The sequence below is a fragment of the Butyrivibrio sp. LB2008 genome, from assembly GCF_000621565.1.
Taxonomy (GTDB): Bacteria; Bacillota; Clostridia; order Lachnospirales; family Lachnospiraceae; genus Butyrivibrio.
Genome location: NZ_KK211305.1, coordinates 426982 through 443932, shown reverse-complemented (window position 1 = coordinate 443932; position 16951 = coordinate 426982). Strand labels below are relative to the sequence as shown.

The 16951-nt window shown below is 42.7% G+C and carries 13 protein-coding genes; 1 reads left to right on the top strand and 12 read right to left on the bottom strand.

Features of this window, described 5'->3' with window-relative positions:
• Positions 1–94 precede the first annotated feature (94 nt).
• From hisC to T356_RS0111930, 8 genes are all read right to left on the bottom strand, one after another.
• The gene (hisC, locus tag T356_RS0111965; protein ID WP_026514681.1) at positions 95–1150 is read right to left on the bottom strand and encodes a histidinol-phosphate transaminase; all 1056 of its coding nucleotides are present in this window, start codon (positions 1148–1150) and stop codon (positions 95–97) included.
• A 205-nt stretch (positions 1151–1355) separates the two neighbouring features.
• A complete protein-coding gene (locus T356_RS0111960) occupies positions 1356–2234 on the bottom strand; it encodes a coiled-coil domain-containing protein (protein WP_026514680.1) in 879 nt (292 codons plus the stop codon).
• Positions 2235–2280: 46 nt separating this feature from the next.
• On the bottom strand, positions 2281–3114 hold the full coding sequence (locus tag T356_RS20480; RefSeq protein ID WP_197020908.1) for a class B sortase: 834 nt from the start codon (positions 3112–3114) through the stop codon (positions 2281–2283).
• Positions 3089–4150, bottom strand: coding sequence for an LCP family protein (locus T356_RS0111950; RefSeq protein ID WP_026514679.1), 1062 nt, complete (start codon positions 4148–4150; stop codon positions 3089–3091). Before T356_RS0111950 ends, T356_RS20480 begins: the two co-directional genes overlap by 26 nt.
• A gap of 9 nt (positions 4151–4159) precedes the next feature.
• Positions 4160–4621, bottom strand: coding sequence for an immunoglobulin-like domain-containing protein (locus T356_RS19335; RefSeq protein WP_035781019.1), 462 nt, complete (start codon positions 4619–4621; stop codon positions 4160–4162).
• Between the two features lie 91 nt (positions 4622–4712).
• Positions 4713–5546: a polysaccharide biosynthesis tyrosine autokinase gene (locus T356_RS0111940; RefSeq protein WP_026514678.1), complete on the bottom strand. Its 834-nt coding sequence runs from the start codon at positions 5544–5546 to the stop codon at positions 4713–4715.
• An 18-nt stretch (positions 5547–5564) separates the two neighbouring features.
• Entirely contained in the window at positions 5565–6278 is a 714-nt protein-coding gene (locus tag T356_RS0111935) for a YveK family protein (protein ID WP_026514677.1), read from the bottom strand.
• 112 nt (positions 6279–6390) lie between these two features.
• Entirely contained in the window at positions 6391–7116 is a 726-nt protein-coding gene (locus tag T356_RS0111930) for a CpsB/CapC family capsule biosynthesis tyrosine phosphatase (protein WP_026514676.1), read from the bottom strand.
• A 776-nt stretch (positions 7117–7892) separates the two neighbouring features.
• On the opposite strand from T356_RS0111930, the gene T356_RS0111925 reads away from it, so the two are divergent.
• On the top strand, positions 7893–8075 hold the full coding sequence (locus tag T356_RS0111925) for a DUF4250 domain-containing protein (protein ID WP_026514675.1): 183 nt from the start codon (positions 7893–7895) through the stop codon (positions 8073–8075).
• A 791-nt stretch (positions 8076–8866) separates the two neighbouring features.
• Here the strand turns inward: T356_RS0111925 and clpB are convergent.
• From clpB to T356_RS0111900, 4 genes are all read right to left on the bottom strand, one after another.
• On the bottom strand, positions 8867–11458 hold the full coding sequence (clpB, locus tag T356_RS0111915) for an ATP-dependent chaperone ClpB (RefSeq protein ID WP_026514673.1): 2592 nt from the start codon (positions 11456–11458) through the stop codon (positions 8867–8869).
• Positions 11459–11796: 338 nt separating this feature from the next.
• Positions 11797–13887: an ABC transporter substrate-binding protein gene (locus T356_RS0111910; RefSeq protein WP_026514672.1), complete on the bottom strand. Its 2091-nt coding sequence runs from the start codon at positions 13885–13887 to the stop codon at positions 11797–11799.
• A gap of 38 nt (positions 13888–13925) precedes the next feature.
• The gene (locus T356_RS0111905; protein WP_026514671.1) at positions 13926–16001 is read right to left on the bottom strand and encodes a methyl-accepting chemotaxis protein; all 2076 of its coding nucleotides are present in this window, start codon (positions 15999–16001) and stop codon (positions 13926–13928) included.
• 151 nt (positions 16002–16152) lie between these two features.
• Complete coding sequence (locus T356_RS0111900) at positions 16153–16908, bottom strand: HD domain-containing protein (protein ID WP_026514670.1); 756 nt, start codon at positions 16906–16908, stop codon at positions 16153–16155.
• Positions 16909–16951 lie beyond the last annotated feature (43 nt).

Genomic DNA, 16951 nt, shown 5'->3' with positions numbered 1-16951 from the left:
TCTCCCAAATAAAATAATATCAAAACATCGTGCTACATAATAATCTGCCACATCAGCTTAACATGCCCTCAGCATACCGAGTGACAACGCGGCTTCATCCCAGAAATTCTTTCAACTTCGCGATAAGAATATCCATCTCTTCATCCGTTCCGATTGATATTCTCAGATGATCCTTGATCCTGGGCGCATCCCAGCGTCTTACGATTATGTTGTTTGCCCTGAGGTAATCAAAGATTTCTTTTCCTGACTTCTCTTTGTGCTTTGCAAAGACGAAGTTAGTCTTGGAATCCGCAAACTCAAATCCAAGCTCACGAAGCTCTGCCTTAACGCGCTCTCTCGTGTTGATGATCATGCTCACAGTCTTTTCAAAATAAGCTTTGTCCTTAACCGCAAGAGCACCAAGCTCAAGTGCCGGAATATTCATAGTATATGAATTATACGCAAACTTCACATCAAGAAGATATTTGATGATCTTCTTACATCCAAACGCATAGCCTATTCTCATTCCAGCCATTGAACGCGACTTTGAGAAAGTCTGAACAACCAAAAGGTTATCATACTTGTTTATCAAAGGCAAAACCGACTGTCCGCCGAAATCAGCGTAAGCTTCATCAACGATCACAACCACGTCGGGATTTCTTTTTATAACTTCTTCAACGGCATCTATCGGAAGCTGCGCGCCCGTAGGTGCGTTGGGATTAGCAAGAACAACACCGCCGTTCTCGCCAAAGTAATCCTCAATCCTTACAGAGAAATCATCAAGTAGCGGAATCTGCTTATAAGGAATTCTGAAAAGCTCTGCCCAGACATCATAGAACGAATATGTTATATCGGGGAAAAGAACCGGCTTATCCGAATTAAAGAACGTCATAAAAGCCATTGCGAGTACATCATCGGAACCAACTCCGACAAAGACGTTCTCCTTATCAACCTCATAAAAATCAGCTATTGCTTCCACAAGCACATCACATGTAGGATCCGGATATTTCTTAAAACTTTCCGCATCCATATTCTTAAGTGCCTCCTGTACCGCAGGAGCCGGAGGATAAGGATTCTCATTTGTATTAAGCTTGATTATATTCTTGATCTTGGGCTGCTCACCGGGGGTATACGGAACAACCTTACGTACGTTGTTTTCCCAACTCATAATATTCTCCTCATCTTGCCATGCGCATTCATAAATATGCACAGCAACGCTATTATAACAGAACAACGAGTTGCATAGCAACTCGTTGCACATTGAACCTATCCATTTTTTTCAGCTGTTTCAAGGCATTTTTAGTAAATCCAACATGATACATCAATCAAGTTTTCTTTGCATAAGCGCCCTTGTTTATCTTTTTTACCTGAATCAATCAGTGTGTCGCTGTAGCAACCGCTGCAACTCTTACGAATGCGAGAGGTCCGTGCTGTGTAAGGCTTACGGTTACGTGGTTATCTGTAATTGAAGTAACCATTACCTGAACCCAGTTCTTGCCCTGGAGCTGATATACTGCGATTGTATCGTTTGCATATACGCCGGTAACAGTGAAGTTTACTGTTGCAGTCTTAAACGAAACTCCGGGTGAGCTTGTTGTTACGCAGTGAAGAAGTGTACCTCCGACACTGTTTGCATACTTGTTTGCAAAACTCAGAACACCAGATGTGGGAGCCGCAAGTGTAAATGTAACATTGCTCTTTCCTCCGTTGATCTGAACGTGTCCGCCCTGTGCAATATATCCGCCGTTTCCGTCACCGACTGCATTATTTCTGCTAAGTGCCTGCGCTCTTGAAGGAGTCTCTCTTCTCTTGGGAGCGGCTGTCGCATTTTTATATTTTTCTTGGTATTTATCTCTTGCCGTAACAGCAGCACTGAGGCTCTTATTTGTTGCTTCAAGCTGCTTTGTCAGCTGTGCTTTTTTATTCTCAAGCTCTGCTTTCTTCTGTTCAAGTGCTTTATTGTCATTTGAAAGAGCGGTAAGTTTTTCACTAAGTTCCTTCTGAACCGCACCTAATTCACCTATCTTCTGATTAAGTTCAGCTTTGTCCTGTTCTGCTTTCTCTCTGTCAGCCTGAGCCTGCTCTTCTTGCTTTTTAAGCTTATCCTGTAACCCCTTTATAGTCGGACTGGGATCCACGTCAGAATTTGTCTCTGCAGCAGTATTTTCACCTGTTGTATCCTCCGCTGCAAAAACACATACGGAACTTGTCACCAAAAGTGTACCTGCAACTGTAAGTGCCAGAATTTTTTTCATAATTTTTTTGCCTCCGTTCCTTTATCTAAACATCATTATCCTTCTGTTACTGTTCAGCCTGAATATCAATGTCCTCTTCATCTCCGTAATCAACATCTCTGTCAATTTTCCCGGCTACGTCCCCCATCAGACATCCGATAACCACCGTCTGCTTTCCCGGCTCATCGGTGCTGTCCGTAGTAAGCGTAATAAGGAAATGTTCGGGTTTAAGCCCCGTCTCGCAGCCTTCCCTGATAATCTTATTATCATCTCCTTTTCTGTAGATCTCATTGATAAACTCCATACAGCCTGAAGCATATGAGAAATCATACTGTTCAAGAAGCCTTGTATTATCGCGGGTGTAAGCTGCAATTATATAATATATAAGGGAGTTATCCTCCATATATACATGTACATACTTGTGCTCATCAAAAAAATCTTTATCCAAAAAATTATTGAGCTGCGCAAATCTACTTCCGTCATCAGGCGACGATCCGTAAATGACTTCATTAAAGTCACACATGTTATTCAAATTTGCAGCCTCGATATGAATCGCCCCGTTTTCGTCAGGCTCTTTGTACTCGTTATGACCTTTGTAAAAAGAATCATCACCTTCAGAATCCTGAAGAATGGGATAATTTATATCCGTATCCGGAATATACAGCCATGCAAAAGCATCTTCGTTTAAGCTCTTAATGTCTTCAAATCCGGTTGTCTGCTCCGTTGGAAGCGCACTTTTTTCATAACCCGTGTTACGCACAGAATCTGCGGCCTTCTGAGAACATCCGGTAAGAAGAACTACCGTCAGCGGTAAAAAGAGTCCTTTTACGGCTATCATATCTACAATTTTATATCGTCTTTTCGTATACATTTCATTAGCCTGCTTGATCAATTTTTTCATAAAAAACATCTATTATTGTCTCATAAAGGCTGGCATCATCTGCTCTAAATTCCTCATACTTGCCATTTCTGGAAGTTTCACCGTCAATTGATATGATGTCATCCATATTAAACGTATACGATACAAGATACGGAGCCAGATACGAGATCTCATCCGCGGATATATTCGTTACCATCTTACTTCCGATTGCCGTAAAAAGCTCCACTGCGGCATTATTGTTTTCCCTGCACTTAATTCTTGCAGCATTTATAAACGAATTTATATACTGTCTCTGCCTTTCAAGCCTTGAACTGTTTGATCCCTTTACATATATATCTCTGCTCTTTATGTAATGAAACGCCGTCTTTCCCTCAAGATGAACTCTGGCGCCTTTTTTCAGTGTCTTATCAAACTTTGTGAGGTCTTCGAGAACAACAACGTCAACTCCTCCGACCTGATCGTTTATCGTAGGAATCGCGCTCATGTTTATAGCGGCATATCCGTGAATCGGGAGCTGGTGAAAAAGATTGGACACTGCTTTTACCTGATATTCACAGGATTCTTCCATTCCGTCACCGAAACCGTGCTGCAGACAAACCTGAGCTTCTACCGTAGTCTGATATCTTCCGTAATCATCATAAACATCCACATCTGTCATTGTATTTCTGTTGATGCCTATAATACTTATCTTCTGAGTGTGCGGATTGAGAACAAGAAGAAACAGCGCATCTGCCTGTCCTCCGTCGCCTCCCTCCGATACTTTCGAGACAACTTCATCGTCTTTGTCTATACCCATTATTAAAAAGGTGATTATATCTTCATTGTAATCATATACATCACCGTTATATGTGATCCAGTCATCCTGCCATCCGTTAGTTCCGGATGTATTGCCCTCGTAAAGAGCCGACTGAGCCATTATAGGTGCGGATGTTGCCGATTTTGAATCAAGATTCGCTTTTCCAAAACCTCTCATTATTTCGAATCCGACCAGTGCACCTGCCACAAGTGTCATAAGCACTGCCCATATAATGAGAAAAATCTTTCCTTTTCCCCTCATCCTTGACTCCTAGTTACCTATTATTTCTGCTTCGCTACCCTCTGTTGATGCAGCCTCTGCGCCCTCAGCATCTCCAAATAGCAGATTGGGGTGCTCGTTATCCTCCATCTTTTCCGAAGAATCACCGTTATATTCTAAATCCGCAATATCTGCCGGAAAGACTCTGGACTGCTTGGTCACGTTTCCGCTGTGATCTGCAACCGCGTAGTAAACTACCGCTGTACCCGCATCCTTATTAAGGACCACTTTTTCAACAACTATTCTGTCGGAGATGTCACCGTCCTTAGAATCATATGCATTGATTCCTGCAATGAGGGCGTTATCATCCGTCTGCGAGTTGTAAACAAGATCAAGTGCCGAAAACCTGAATTCAGGAGCCATCCTGTCACTTCTTCCATATGCCAAAACTATTAGAGCGATCATCACTCCGCTCAGTATGGTAAAAAATATACCAAGTATATTTCCTCTCACTTTTTCCTCCGAATGTGCTATCTAAAGCCTTACGACTATAGATGATATTATTGCCGTAAACGTCAAAACAGTCTGACGCTTGCAAAAAGACTCATCGGTCTTTCCTTGTAACTCCGGCAAGATAGTTAAGTTCGTCAAGATCGTCATCATCAGGTTCCACGGTTGTGTCCGCTGTCTTGGGACGCGAAACCTGCTCTACTTCGCCTTCTCCGTACTTGCCGTAGTACTTTCCGTAATACTTGCCGTAATATTTGCCGTAGTAGCTGCCGTAATGACCGTAATAGCCTTTTCCGTTTATATCTACCTTGTTAAGGACAACTCCGAGCATCTTGGCTCCGGCCTTATCAAGCTGATCTTTTACCCTCTGTGCAAATCTGTAACTTATCGAATTGCTCTCAATGACCATCACTGTTCCGTCGCACTGCTTAGCAACAACCGCAGCATCGATAACGCTTCCGAGAGGAGGCGTATCAACAATGACATAGTCAAAGACCTGCTTCATATTTTCAAGTGCCTTGCCGAATATCCTTCCGCCCAATAATTCACTTGGGTTCGGAGGAACGGGGCCACTGAATATCACATACAGATTTGGTGTATCCGTCTCACATATAACACTAGAAAGACGCTCTCTTCCCACAAGACAATGTGTAAGACCGAGTCTTACGGAACCTGTCCTGTATCTTCCGACAAGTACCGACTTACGCATATCCGCATCGACAAGAATCGTTTTCTTTCCCGCCTCGGCAAATGCTCTTGCAAGTGCCATAGCAACTGTTGTCTTTCCCTCTCCGGGAGTACAGCTCGTAACTGAGATTACTCTCACGTTCTGTCCGCTGAATTCAACATTACTTCGAAGTGTCTTATATGCTTCTTTTACCTGATAATTATTTTCTGCCTGACTGAAATGAAGTTTTGCGCTCTGCATAAAATCTCCATTCTACCTTTATTTTTTAGATTTCTTTTTTCCCTGCTCATCTGAAGAAAGAGGGATAAGTCCGATGGTGCTGAGTCCCAAGTATCTCTCGACATCGTCGTTACTCTTGATCGTATCATCCATAAGGAATCCCAGCACCACGAAAAATGCCACTATAACAGTTCCCGCAAATCCCGAGATCACAGTCCATCTAAAGACGCTTGGGCTTGCTTTCTCAGTCGGAACATTGGCTGTTTCCGCAACGTTGATGGCATCTATATCCATAACATTTGTAATGTGTTCACTCGAAACTTCTCTGATACAGTTGGCTATCGCCATTGCCATCAGAGGATCCTCATCCTTTGCCGTAATGGCAACAATTCTGGTATCGGAAGGCGTATCAACCTTAACCACCTTTGCAAGATCCTTGTATGTCTTGTCTACCAGATTAAGTCTCTGTATAGCTTCTTCCAAAACATATCTGCTCTTGATAAGCTCCGCATAATCCGAAGTGAGCTGTGTCGATATCTGCACATCGGAATATGTCACCGTCTGATTTTCTTCTTTGTTAAGTATGTATATCTTGGTTGTCGAATCAAAAACGGGATGAACCACGAATTTACTCACAAACAATCCGACAAGGGCAAAGAACAAACCCGCACTTATGATGAGGAACGCTCTCCCCAACAGGATTGAAAACAATTCCCCAAGATTAATTTCAACGATGTCTTCTCTTTTATCCATCAGTTACTCCAACAAAACTTTTTTTGATTTAAAGAAACGCTGAATCAACCGTTTCTACGGCATTGTCATCATCAAGTCTCCCGCGTAATTGATTGATGTCACAACGCCTATATCAGATAATCTCATTGTTTATAACACTCATGGGATTATCATAAAAAATCTTTCTCCCGTAGTCCTCCCCAAACTTCCTGTCCACATAGTTTCTGCAATCAAGAATATCAGGTGCTCTCTTTGCAGTATCATGAGCATCGGTCGCAATGAAATGCACAAGTCTCTTTTTAAGGAGCTTTCTGGAAAAATGACTGATTCCAAAACCATATTTTCCCATTATGCTCGATGAGTTGACCTGAATATAACATCCCATGTCGCGCAGTTCTTCAACATATGAAGGGTGCGAAACCACGTCACTGTACCTCTCAACATGGGCTATGATCGGCATATATCCTGCTGACTGAACTCTGTACACTGCATTATGTATTGCTTTAAAAGTATTGGTGGGATGAAACTCCACAAGAACATATTCGGAACCTGCAAGCGTTGATATCTTCCCCGCTTCAAGTTCCTCCTGTGTTTCATCGCTGTAATATATCTCGTTCCCCGAATATAGTTTAATATCTATCCCGAGCTTATCCGCCGCATGCTGAAGCTGTTCCGTATAACTTCTGTTATGTGAAGGACTCACATTATGATGCATGGGCTTGTGATGCGGAGTTAATATAACATGGGTTATTCCATTCTTCTCTGCTATCTTAAGCATCTGCAGACTTGTCTCAATGTCCCTTGAGCCATCATCCACACCGGGCATAATATGACAATGAATATCAATTGATTTCTGCATATCTTATCGCTTTCACATTATATGTATCCGATTAAATGCAATAAAACAGGCACTTATATCATATTAAATTATACACCAACAAAATAGGCACTTTCAACATAATGTGTTGAATTATACTTTTTTTCAATATATTGAGGGGTGATGCTTTGGGGGCGTCAAAAGCAGGAATGGTAGCGAGGGATGTAGATAATATACAAGTACTGCAAGGCTCTATGTGCTCGTCGGTACTAATGCCACAAAAAACGTGGCATAAGTACCGACGAGCACATAGAGCCTTGCAGTACTTGTATATTATCTACATTCCGGTTTACGTATTGAGCTTTTGACGGGGGCAGCATATAATCTGCTAATAGAGATAGAGAAAAATGAGTGAGGGATGTCTATGATATGTCGGTATCTTACGAAATACGCTGTAGGTGCGGATTTCTGTAATTTTACAGATGAAGACGTGCTGATTTTATATGCATTTCTTTAAGCAACTTTTGGAAACAATCTTGCCTTATAAATTGAACCTTATTGTCGACAGCGTAGTATGCAAAGTAAGAACACTCGATACTCTATTTATAGAATGTAATTTGATGATATTTTGAATTCGCAAGAATATAAAAGTATGATATCTTAACTGAAATTACAGAAATCCGCACTAGCTGCGGATTTCGTGAGAACATGAATCAGGAGTCAGCCAAGCCTCATCGACAAAGTCGATTCAAATTGGCTTGGGTGATGCATTCTTGAACTTTATGTTCAAGAATGCATAAAATAATAGGAGGTATTCCATGTTGCCACAGGATCCGGTTATGTTATTAAGTTTTTTGAATATGAAATTGAGGGATAATTACTCAAGTCTGGACGCGCTTTGCGACGATCTTGATATTAGCAAAGAAGAGCTCGCCGAGATAACCGGCAAGCTCGAAGGAATTGGGTATACGTATAATCCTGACAGGAATCAATTCTCGTAATTTATATTTGTTTTTTGCAAACTGCTTGACCGCATACGGAAATTACCATACATAGGTCATGAGACATCGCTTCTTTTCTTGACTTTAAGACAGTTTTTCCATACCTGAGTCAAGCGTTTTAGATTTTTCCCTTGACTCCAAAACCGATTTTTCCATGTATGAGTCAAGCAGCATAGTTTCTTTCATTGACCGCAGAACTGTTATTTCATGCGTAAGTCAAAAACAATATAAGAACAAGCCGAAACAATAACCGCCATTATTTTAATCCATATTGCAAAAAACAGATAAGAAAAGTATCTTACACAGGACTTATCTGTATTTTCCCGCTATTTTTCTATGAACAAGTCTTAATTTCACAGATAAGCATTGCATCTTTCACAAGTTTTATCTGTATTTCATCTCCATTCTTCTGTAAACAAGCCTTTATTTCACAGATAAGCATTGCATCTTTCACAAGTTTTATCTGTATTTCATCTCCATTCTTCTGTAAACAAGCCTTTATTTCACAGATAAGCATTGCATATTTCACAAGTTTTATCTGTGTTCCATCGCCATTCTTCTGTAAACAAGCCTTTATTTCACAGATAACCGACTCCTCTTATACAATTCTTATCTGGTGTTTACTGCTATCCTTAAATATACTTTAATGCTTACTCTCCTGCATTTTTGCACAATAAATCAGCACCCCGATCTCCCCGCCCAAGATTCCTGTGTTGTCGCCCAACCATAACACACGCTATGCAAAGAGCAGCCCCACATTCCCCTTATAGCCGGACTGTGCCTTCATTGCATCAGCACTTGGCCGATGCAATGAGTTCGCCGTCTTGTACGTCGAATTCTATGGTGTCGTGGGGTTTTACTCTGTCTTCGAGGATAAGCTTTGCGGACAGGGTTTCTACGTGCTTTTGTACATATCTCTTGAGAGGTCTTGCGCCGTAGATCGGATCGTATGCTTCGTCGATTATGTAATTCTGTGCCGCATCGGTCAGGTGTATGGAGATTTCTCTCTCAGAAAGCCTGCTGTTAAGGTCATCAACGATAAGCTTGATGATTCCGCCAATATTATCTTTGGTCAAAGGCTTAAACATGATTATCTCATCAAGCCTGTTGAGGAACTCAGGTCTGAAGTGGTTTCTTAAATCCTCCATCGTCTCTTTTTGCGCTTCTTCGCTTATGTTTCCGGCGCCGTCTATTCCGTCAAGAAGATACTGTGCACCGATATTTGAAGTCATAATAAGAATCGTATTCTTAAAGTCTACCGTTCTTCCCTGGGAATCAGTGATTCTTCCGTCATCCAGAACCTGAAGCAGGATATTGAACACATCGGGATGTGCTTTTTCAATCTCATCAAAAAGAACTACCGCATAAGGTTTTCTTCTCACCGCTTCCGTCAGCTGGCCGCCTTCCTCGTAGCCAACGTATCCGGGAGGCGCACCGATAAGACGTGACACGCTGTACTTCTCCATGTACTCACTCATATCGATACGGACCATATTGTTCTCATCGTCAAAAAGTGCCTGAGCAAGGCTCTTTGCAAGCTCTGTCTTACCGACACCTGTAGGTCCCAAGAAAAGAAACGAACCGATAGGCTTTCCCGGATCTTTTATTCCCGCTTTCGATCTCATGATTGCTTCGGAAACAAGTGTTACCGCATCATCCTGTCCGATAACTCTCTGATGGAGTTCATCCGCAAGATGAAGTGTCTTGTTTCTTTCGCTCTCGGTCAGTTTATTTACAGGAATTCCCGTCCATCTGCTGATGATTCCGGCAATCTCCTCATCGGAAACTCTCTCATGAACAAGCGTTGTATCAGCTTCTTTTTGATGAGCAAGTTCCTCAGCCTCTTCAAGTTCTTTCTTAAGCGCGGGAAGTTTGCCGTACTGAAGCTCTCCGGCTTTCTCATAATCTCCGTTTCTCTGAGCTATCGCTATCTCTGAATTGATCGTATCTATCTGCTCACGCATGGCGGCAAGTTTATCAACCGCCTGCTTTTCGTTCTCCCACTGCGCCTTTCTGGTATCAAAATCTTCCCTGAGGTCCGCAAGCTCTTTTTGCAAGTTGGAAAGTCTCTCCGCACTCAGAGAATCGTCCTCTTTCTTAAGAGCCGCCTCCTCAATCTGCATCTGCATTATCTTACGATTGAGCTCATCAAGCTCTGCAGGCATCGAATCCATCTCAGTCTTGATCAAAGCACATGCTTCATCCACAAGGTCGATTGCCTTGTCGGGAAGGAAACGATCGGAAATATATCTGTTTGAAAGAACTGCCGCACTTACAAGCGCACTGTCCATGATCTTTACGCCGTGGAAAACTTCATATCTCTCTTTCAATCCGCGGAGAATACTGATTGTATCCTCAACAGTCGGCTCTTCTACCATAACAGGCTGGAAACGTCTCTCAAGAGCTGCATCTTTTTCGATATACTGTCTGTATTCATTGAGCGTTGTCGCACCGATGCAGTGAAGCTCACCTCTGGCAAGCATAGGTTTGAGCATGTTTCCGGCATCCATCGCGCCATCGGTCTTTCCTGCTCCCACTATCAGGTGAAGCTCATCGATGAAAAGAATTATCTCACCGTCAGAACCTTTTACATCCTCAAGAACGGCCTTAAGCCTCTCCTCGAACTCACCTCTGTACTTGGCTCCCGCAACAAGAGCACCCATATCGAGTGAAAAGATCTTTTTATCCTTAAGAGCAGACGGCACATCGCCGCTAGCTATTCTCTGCGCAAGTGCCTCAACGACCGCAGTCTTACCGACACCCGGCTCACCTATGAGAACGGGATTGTTCTTGCTCTTTCTTGAAAGAATCCTTATAACATTTCTGATCTCAGTATCACGTCCGATAACAGGATCGAGCTTCTGCTGCTTAGCCTTGGCAACCAGCTCTGTTCCGTATTTACTGAGCGTGTCATAAGTCGCCTCAGGGTTATCCGTCGTGACATTCCTGTTGCCCCTCACCTCAGAAAGAACCTGCAAAAATCTGTTCCTATCGATTCCGAACTGGGCAAAAATCTCTTTTACCTCTTTATTGGGATGTTTTAAAAGCGCAAGAAAAATATGCTCGACAGAAACATACGAATCTCCGAGCGCCTTGGCCTCGTCCTCAGCGGATAAAAGAGCTTTATTAAGCTGGGCTCCTATATACGGCTGGCCACCCTGAACCTTGGTCCTCTTGCCTATTCCCTGTTCAATTCTTGTGACAAAAGAAGCCGTATCAACGCCCATCTTCTCCACCAGTTTTGAAATCAGACTATCTTCTATTGTCATAAGAGCATAGAGAAGATGCTCCTGCTCTATCTCCTGATTGCCGTATTCAACCGCAATCTTCTCGCATCCGCTCACAGCCTCTATGGACTTTTGTGTAAACTTCTGGATATTCATAATTCCCTCCTCACGAGATTGCTATCCAAATATTCCGTCTTTTTCAAGATACGGAATTAAATTCTATTTGTTCTACTACAACTATAACACTAATTATATAATTGTCAACTCTTCGCATTTTTCTATTTTATTAGAGTCGCTCGCGACTCTTTCGCGTGAGCGGTATGGTTCCTACCTGTGCCATGATCTGCTTAGCGCATTGCGAAAGATGATTTGATGCTTAATGAGTTTTAGAAAATCACACCGCAGACGAACACAAGCATTTCTGTACAGATGCCTTAGGGGCTGGGCATCAAAAAGGCTGTCACACTAGTGCGACAGCCCCCGAGTTCTTTATATCACTTCTTAAACAAGGTCTCAAAATGGTAGATATTCATATACTGATACAGATCGTTATTCACAAGGTTATCCGCAAAGTTGTGGATCTTGGGATTCACAAGGCAATAGGAATTTGCGCCTTCCACATATGCTATGGACCAGAGATTTTGCTTGTGAAGATCATAAATCTTAAGAGCAATATCATCTCTCTGCGCGGCGTCTGCCGTATTAACCCACTGCTCATAATACTCAACAAGCTTTGCCATATCTCCGCTCGGTGCAACGCCCAAAGTATTATCGGTATAGTAGGTTCCGTATTCTCCGTACCACTCCGCAGCCTGTGCAATAGGCACGAACGCTGCAGCTCTTTCGCTAAGTGAGAGACCACCGGCCGCCATGTGAGGACACATTACAGCGATCCATTCATTATCGTCAATAAGTTTGTCATATGTTTCCGTATCATAATCTGTAAGAGTTGTCTTTATGTGTATCGATTCAAAATATCTCCTCAATGCACTGTAGACGCTGTCCGCACTTCCTTCAAGAGAAATAAAATCAAGTGTAAAATCCGATCCGTCCGCAAAATCATAATATCCGTCACTTCCAAGTTTAAGCCCGCATCCATCAAGAAGTTGCTGTGCCACTGCAACATCATAATCTGTCCACTTCTCACTCCACTCTTCATCATATCCCATGCTTCCTACCGAAGGCGCACACTGCCCAGGTCTTAAGAAGCCTTCGGAAATACGAAGAGATACTTCCTGCCGGTCTGCACATATGGAAATAGCCTGACGGAAATCACTGTTAGCAAAAAGATCAGCGTAGTTCTTGTTTGAACAGGTATAGTTAAACGTAATCTGATCGGTTCCCCAGTTAGAACCAAGAGCCGTCTTTAAAGTTACTGCATCTCCAAGCTCTGAAAGCATTGCACTTATCTGTTCCATTCCTATATCCATATAGTCAAGCTCACCGTTTGCAAAAGCCACTTTTGCATCTTCGACTTCCTTCTTTATACAGATGTTATCAAAATACGGAAGCTGTTTTCCCTCGGCATCAACTTTCCAGTAATATGGGTTTCTGTTAAGGATGCAGAGCTCGGAATCTCTTGAGTTATGTCCTTCTTCCGTGGATAAAACAAAGGAATTTACGGTAGGTAATCCGGAAGCATTCCAGAAATAATAGCATACATTTTTTCCAAGATCATTGACAGAATCATATGAAAATCCCTTCGCCGCTGCATTTGCCAAAACCTGTCCATCGGAAAGTCCCGTATTTTCCCAATACTCATTCTCTACATAGAATGATGCCGGAATAAGGTCACTCAGGAAATGTGAAGGTGCCCAGCACCATTTAAAATCTCCGTTCTCAATAAATGCTCCGGGATACTTCGGTGTTTCAAAAGTCCAGGTCACGGTATGATCGTCAACTTTTTTAAGCACCGCATATTCACCTGTCTGTGTGTCCTTTAGTGCTTCCCAGCTTGCTTTCGTGTCATAATTGTTGATATGTACCATGTAGTACCAGAAAGTTATGTCGTCAGCCGTAAAATCATCACCATCCGACCATTTCATGCCATCTCTCAAATGGAATGTCCATACAGTATAATCGCTGTTATATTCAAAGCTCTTGATAACATTTGGAACATAGGAACCGTCATTGTTATACCTTATTATGCTCTCAAGTACAGGTCTTGCGATTCCCCACGATCCCGAAGGTCCGGTAAGATTCAAATCACCGCTGTATTCGCCAATTTCAAGGCCGTTTCCGGCAGCATCCGCCACTGCAACAAATACATCTTCTTTTCCCGGAACCCTGCTTTCAACAGAGGGAAGTTCGCCTGCTTTTACCCGCTCAGAAAGTTCCGGCGCTTCCGAAAAATTAAGACTTCCTCTGTCAACTTCTGTGGCAGCCTTAGCCGTTTCAGTTCCCGTCTCCGTTCCTGTTCCCGTTTCAGTTCCCATCTCCGTTTTTTCCGTAGCTACCGCCTCTACACTTTCCGGCTCGGCAAAAGTCTGTGTTCTCTCATTGAGTTTTATATTTCTACTACCGCATCCCGGCACCGACAAGACCATAACTGCTGCAAGCGACAGGACCATAAGTTTTTTCTTCATGTTTGCTATCCTCCTTATCGATCATCGCCCGATGGATATCATAACTTGAAGCCCGTAAGCTCTGTTGTAAGGGAATCAGCCGCGCCACTAAGATCCTTAATGACATCATTAAGATCCTTGGCAGCATTCTGTGCAGCAAGAGCCGTTGCTCCAACTTCTGCAGAAGAAGCCGCCGCTTCTTCCGAAACCGCTGAAATACCGTCAACAGCCGAAAGGGTATTCACTTTTGCTTTTTCCATCTCTGCAACCTGCAGACCGATTTCTTTAAGGTGGTCGGCAATGGTCTTAACGTTTTCATTTATAACATTGAATTCCGCAAGCGTTGTTGCCACTGCTTCTTCCTGCTGTATAACAATCTCTTCCGCATGCTTGGCTTCAGTTGCGGTTTTCTCGGTCTTAGCGGTAACAGCCGTGATAATGTCTCCGATCTCGCCAGCCGAGACAGCACTCTGTTCCGCAAGTTTTCTAATCTGCTCAGCAACTACAGAAAATCCGCGTCCTGCTTCACCCGCTCTCGCAGCCTCAATAGATGCATTAAGTGACAAAAGATTGGTCTGACTCGCGATATCATTGATAGTAGCTATAATATTTCCGATAGATGATGTCTCACTCGCAAGCTGCTCTATATCTACAATTACTCCCTTAGTAACTTCACTCGTCTCATTCGCCTTAGTCTTAAGATTTTCTACAGCCTCAATACCGTTCTTTACGGATTCATCCGCATCGGCTGCCATATCGTCGATAGCTTTCACATTTTCTCTTACGACTTCAATCTTCTCTGTAAGGCTGTCAGCTTCAGCAAGACAATCGCCCGCATCATGTGCCTGCTGGTCAAGTCCCTGCCTGATCTCATCAACAGAAGTCGTAATATTTTCAGATGCTGTAACAAGCGAATCCGATGCTCCTCCGATATCAACCGAAGATTTCTTTAGAGAATCGGCGGTTGCCGAAATCTTTAAAAGAAGTCTCTTTGTATTTTCTATCATCTTATTTGCAGAAGAAGCAAGCGCGCCAAACTCATCCTTACGCTTCGAACTGATCTCGACTGTAAGGTCTCCGTGCGCCGCCTGTTCAAATCCATTGGAAATTCCTTTAACCGCATTTCCGATGCTGTTTGAAACAACAATACCAACCACCGAAGAAACAACTGTTGCAAGAATTACCGCGATAACCGATGCAAGCCTTATGCTGTTTACACCGGCACTGATCGTACTCTCAGGAATACGGCCGCAGATAACTGCTCCCGACTCTCCGACTTTTGCATAGACATAAAGATATATCTTTTTATCTTCTGCATCTTTCATCCACTCAAATCCTGATGATTCAGAAGCTGCTCTTACATCTTCAAAAAAAGTGGTATTTGCAAAGATTGTTTCGTTCGCCCCGCTCCTGCCGTCCATATTTGTCTCTACTCCATCAGAAGTTATGAAGGCAAATGTACTTCCTTCTCCGAGATGAATGCTTTCAAGTGCTTTAAGGGACGTATCAAGTTTTATATCTGTGGAAATATATCCGAGTTTTTCACCCAGAGAGTTATAGAACGGCTTTACATAAACCGCGCAATAAGGCGTACTCTCAATACTGTTGGCGGCTTCGTAAGAATCAATGAACACTCTCGTACCCATCCATGCACCTTCGGTCCCACTTGAGTTTAACAGTGCAAAATCATTTGTATTTTCAAACTCGCCTGCTGCCGATGATCCGCCATATTCAAACATAAGATAGTTTCCGTTTGCCACCGAAAACGATGTTTGCTTGTATGATAAAATCGAGAGATCTCCCACTATGTTGTCAGACTGTGCGAGATTCTTCGCACTCCTATAGATATCTGAAAGGGCACTCCTAGACTCATCTACGTCAGTGTATGCTCCTCCGTAGTAATTCTTGAGCTCTGAAAGACTGGAAAGCTGCTCAGTCTTACTCTCAACAACAGCAAAAGTAAGCTCATAGTAATTTGCTATCTGCTCAAGCGCAGTCACAGCATTACTTTCATATGTATCCCGTGTTCCTTTTGATGCTATGGAATATGCGGTATACCCGACAATCATTATGAAAATGACAGGTATAAGAAAGAATGCGGTCAGCTTAAACCTAAGGCTGTTCAGCTTAACCATAATGTAATTCTCCTTTCATGAAAAAGAACAATACAATATACCGACACGCATTGTTATGAAATTATGATAACATTCTTATATAAAATTTCGGTAAAACTTTGCTTATAAATAGATAAACTCCGCATCCCATTGCAAAAGGCACTTGCAAAGATCAGTCGTCTATTAAACTCCTGATCTCTGTAAGTGCCTTCTTAGTACTCTCGTTTCTTGTAGGGAAATCGAACATGTTGTAGAGATACCCCTGCTCTTTGGCAATCTCACGGCTCTTTTCATAAACAAGCTCAAATGTAAGCGCAATGTGACCTATAAGATGTTCCGCCGGCGAATTCATGATGTCACGGTTGATGGCGTGACGCTCTCTGACCTGCTCCATAACCTTCTCTGATACTCCGGAAGAAAAAAGAACATCACTCGACACATTATAGATTTCCTCCATCGGCGTCTCAACATTTACCCTAAAGATATCAACCTTATCCGCATCACGTAGTATATTACAAAATACAAGCGTCTTTCCGGAGATTGCCGCGTCCATCCTGTACTTGTTGTGCTGTCTTATTACAATTTCCAGCATCGGATCCCACGATCTGTCATCGATATAATCACCGATAAATCCATTTTCTCCAAAAAGAAGATCCGCTCCAAACTCCGCATGATCAACCGACTGCGAATCAAGGAATGTGTTATATCTTTTGACCTGTTCAAATCTTCCGATATCGTGAAGCATGCCCGAAAGCCAGGCAAATTCAACTTCATCATCTGTAAGTCCTATCGATCTTGCAATCTGTTCGCAGTAGTCTGCAACTCTGTATGTATGCGCGATCTTAAGCGCTATCTTGGTATCTTCGGGATCGTATCCCCTTGTATATGAAGCAAACTGCTCCTTCACTCTCTGTCTGTCAATTCTCATATCTCATCCAGTACATCGTTCGCAAAAAATCAAACCAGTTATA

What these genes read in the sequence shown, in the direction of transcription:
- T356_RS0111950 (WP_026514679.1), bottom strand. Translation starts at nt 4,150, where the DNA reads ATGAGGGGAAAAGGAAAGATTTTTCTCATTATATGGGCAGTGCTTATG.
- T356_RS0111910 (WP_026514672.1), bottom strand. Translation starts at nt 13,887, where the DNA reads ATGAAGAAAAAACTTATGGTCCTGTCGCTTGCAGCAGTTATGGTCTTG.
- T356_RS0111935 (WP_026514677.1), bottom strand. Translation starts at nt 6,278, where the DNA reads ATGGATAAAAGAGAAGACATCGTTGAAATTAATCTTGGGGAATTGTTT.
- T356_RS0111960 (WP_026514680.1), bottom strand. Translation starts at nt 2,234, where the DNA reads ATGAAAAAAATTCTGGCACTTACAGTTGCAGGTACACTTTTGGTGACA.
- T356_RS0111930 (WP_026514676.1), bottom strand. Translation starts at nt 7,116, where the DNA reads ATGCAGAAATCAATTGATATTCATTGTCATATTATGCCCGGTGTGGAT.
- T356_RS0111940 (WP_026514678.1), bottom strand. Translation starts at nt 5,546, where the DNA reads ATGCAGAGCGCAAAACTTCATTTCAGTCAGGCAGAAAATAATTATCAG.
- T356_RS0111925 (WP_026514675.1), top strand. Translation starts at nt 7,893, where the DNA reads ATGTTGCCACAGGATCCGGTTATGTTATTAAGTTTTTTGAATATGAAA.
- T356_RS20480 (WP_197020908.1), bottom strand. Translation starts at nt 3,114, where the DNA reads ATGAAAAAATTGATCAAGCAGGCTAATGAAATGTATACGAAAAGACGA.
- T356_RS0111905 (WP_026514671.1), bottom strand. Translation starts at nt 16,001, where the DNA reads ATGGTTAAGCTGAACAGCCTTAGGTTTAAGCTGACCGCATTCTTTCTT.
- clpB (WP_026514673.1), bottom strand. Translation starts at nt 11,458, where the DNA reads ATGAATATCCAGAAGTTTACACAAAAGTCCATAGAGGCTGTGAGCGGA.
- T356_RS0111900 (WP_026514670.1), bottom strand. Translation starts at nt 16,908, where the DNA reads ATGAGAATTGACAGACAGAGAGTGAAGGAGCAGTTTGCTTCATATACA.